This window comes from Streptomyces phaeochromogenes (assembly GCF_001418655.1).
Classification (GTDB): Bacteria; Actinomycetota; Actinomycetes; order Streptomycetales; family Streptomycetaceae; genus Streptomyces; species Streptomyces phaeochromogenes.
The window spans coordinates 1-2,780 of sequence record NZ_LIQZ01000520.1; the positions used below are offsets into that span (position 1 = coordinate 1).

Below are 2,780 nucleotides of genomic sequence, written 5' to 3' on the forward strand. Positions count from 1 at the left end.
CGGCGGGTGCGACCCGTATGTGGTCGACATCCGTGCGCTGGGCGGGGGAGCCGTGCCAGTGCTGCCCGTCCGGCACCGACGCGCCGCCGTACAGCGCGGACGAGTGGCCGAGCTGGGAGCCGTCCCCCATGGAGGTGCCGATGTCGAGGACGGTCTTCTCGCCGACGAAGACGTCCCGGCCCAGGGTGACCGGGCCGGTGCGTATCCGGCCGGCGTGCGCCTGGTAGCAGAGGAAGTAGGAGTCCTTGCGGATCACCGTGCCGGCGCCGACGGTGAACAGGTCGGTGCAGACCGGGACCGAGGGGGAGAGGATCGTGACGCTCTTGCCGATCTTCGCGCCGAGCGCCCGCAGATAGAGCACATAGAGCGGGTTGCCGGCGAACAGGACCATCGGGTTGGCGTGCAGCAGCACCTTGACGGTCCAGAAGCGCAGATAGGCCAGGCTCCAGACGGGGAACTCGGTCTCCTTCCAGCGGCCGACCAGCACCCACTTGGCCACCACCGGCAGCACGCACACCCCGACGAAGACGGCACCGCCGAAGAGGGCCGACCGCAGGTAGACGTCCACCACACCCTCGCCGGCCGAGACCCAGTCGTACCCCTGAGCGGTGACGAGCCCGGAGAGCAGGCAGTACGCCGCGAAGACCAGGAACTGGAGCGCTCCGCACAGGACGTAGCGTGCGGTGCTGCCCGGCGGGGGCGGCTCGGCCGGTTCGGGCTCGGGCGCCGGAGGCTCGTCCGGGACCTCGGCGAGCGCCGCCGCGAGCCCCCGGATCGTCGGGTGGCCGTATACGTCCCGCATCGACACGGCCGGCAGGTCGGGGTGTTTCCTGACCCGGGCGCAGAAGTGGGCCATCACCAGGGAGTTGGCACCGAGGTCGTCGAAGAAGTGGCTGTCGACGGGGACCCGTTCGACGCGTACGACACCGGCGAGCACCTCCGCGAGGACGTGTTCGGTGCCGTTCGCCGGGGCGTGGGTGGTCAGGGAGCCGGCCGGAGCGGCGGTCGTGATCTCACCCGGATTTACCACCACTTGATCTCCTTGAAGATAATTGCTGCTACTTGTTGGTTGTTCGGAGTGATTGGTCCTCCGGATGGGAATACGAAGGAATCACGCCCGCAGTTTCATCGGGCAGCCGAATTGGCTATGCCTGAGGCGTGGGTGAACCAGGGTGATTCCGATGTGATTCCGGTGTGCCGGAAGAAGGATTTGTTCCGGAAGAAAGGCTCGGGCCGGAAGGAAGAATTGTGCTCAATGGAAATGAGATGGCAGACGAGTGGATATTGTTCGTCGAGTTTGCCGGAGTGTCTGGAGTGGCCGCGTGAAAAGGTGCAGAGCAGCACGGCATGATCCGCGTGGTTCCCACGCGGATCACGGGTAACGCGGCTGTGTCGGGCCCTGGTCCAGGCCTTTCTGAGTCCCCCGTGTCGTGGTGCACTGAGCCGTCCCCACGTGCCCAGCGGAATGCAATCCGAATTGTTTCTGTGTGCTCATGAACGGGTCAAGGGCGTTTCGGCCTATGGCGCTTTCTCGCCGTTCGAACCTTCATCGATTGCACCCCTGAACCGTCTCCTCCGTACGTGCGACCGGGGAACTCACTTTATGGATGGCGTATATGCTGTTGCGCGTTCCGCTTCTGGAGGTGAGTAATTCGGCCAACGCGGTCATGACAGAAAGCCGGTTCGATTTTCCTTTACGATTTCTGTCGGGTTGCTGCCGCTTTTCTTTCGTATGACGGAACCGGGAGGGGCGGAAGCGTGCCACCGGGCACCTCGGACCCGGTCGTGGTACCGCGGGATGAGTGCAACCTCGCGCGGCGGATACCTTTAGGGCGTGCAGCCAGCAAGTGAACCCCCTCAGAGCGCGCCCGGCCGTCTCCATCGGGCCCGTGCCCTCTACCGGAACGTCTCCAAGCGCAGGACCGCCTGGCTGCTGATCAAGGACACCGTCAACTCGTGCATCGAGTACCGGATCCTCGGACTCGCGGCGGAGGCGGCGTTCTTCACGCTGCTGTCCGTGCCGCCGCTGCTGCTCAGCATGCTCGGACTGCTGGTCTACGTGGACGACTGGACCGGCGCCGACACCATCGCCAGCGTGGAGACCAACCTCCTGGAGGCGTCCCGCACGATCCTCACCGACAAGGGCGTCACACAGATCGCCGAGCCCGTCCTCCACGACGTCATGGAGGGCGGTCGCCCCGACGTCATCTCCCTCGGCTTCCTGTTCGCCCTGTGGTCCGGCTCGCGGGCGGTGAACGTCTTCATCGACACCATCACCGTGATGTACGGCCTCGACGGCGTGCGCGGCATCGTCAAGACCCGGCTCGTGGCGTTCGCGCTGTTCCTCGCGGCGCTGCTCATCGGCTCCATCGTGCTGCCGCTGGTCGTCGCGGGCCCGGACGCCGTGGTGGACGTCGTCCCCTGGTCGGAGAACGTCGTACAGGGTCTGTACTGGCCCGTCGTCATCGTGCTGTCCATCGCCTTCCTGACGACGCTGTACCACGTGTCGGTACCGGTGCGTTCGCCGTGGGTCGAGGACGTGCCGGGCGCCCTGGTGGCCCTCGCCATGTGGGTGCTGGGCAGCTTCCTGCTGCGCATCTACCTGACCAACACGGTCGAGGGCCCCAGCATCTACGGCTCCCTGGCCGCGCCCGTGGCCGTGCTGCTGTGGATCGGTGTCTCCGCCTTCGCGGTCCTCGTCGGCGCCGCCGTCAACGCGGCCATCGACCGGGTCTGGCCGGCCGCGGCCACCGCCGCCGCGCGTGCCGTCAACGAGCGGC

Annotated in this window: 2 protein-coding genes; one reads left to right on the plus strand and one right to left on the minus strand. The window is 66.5% G+C overall.

Annotated features, from left to right (window positions below; genetic code table 11):
• On the minus strand, nucleotides 1-1,033 hold a 1,033-nt coding region (locus tag AOK17_RS44505; RefSeq protein ID WP_425424692.1), incomplete at its 3' end, for an acyl carrier protein.
• 801 nt (nucleotides 1,034-1,834) lie between these two features.
• Between AOK17_RS44505 and AOK17_RS44510 the strand changes: the two genes are divergently transcribed.
• Nucleotides 1,835-2,780, plus strand: a 946-nt coding sequence (locus tag AOK17_RS44510; protein WP_055618353.1) for a YihY/virulence factor BrkB family protein, incomplete at its 3' end; no start/stop codon positions are given.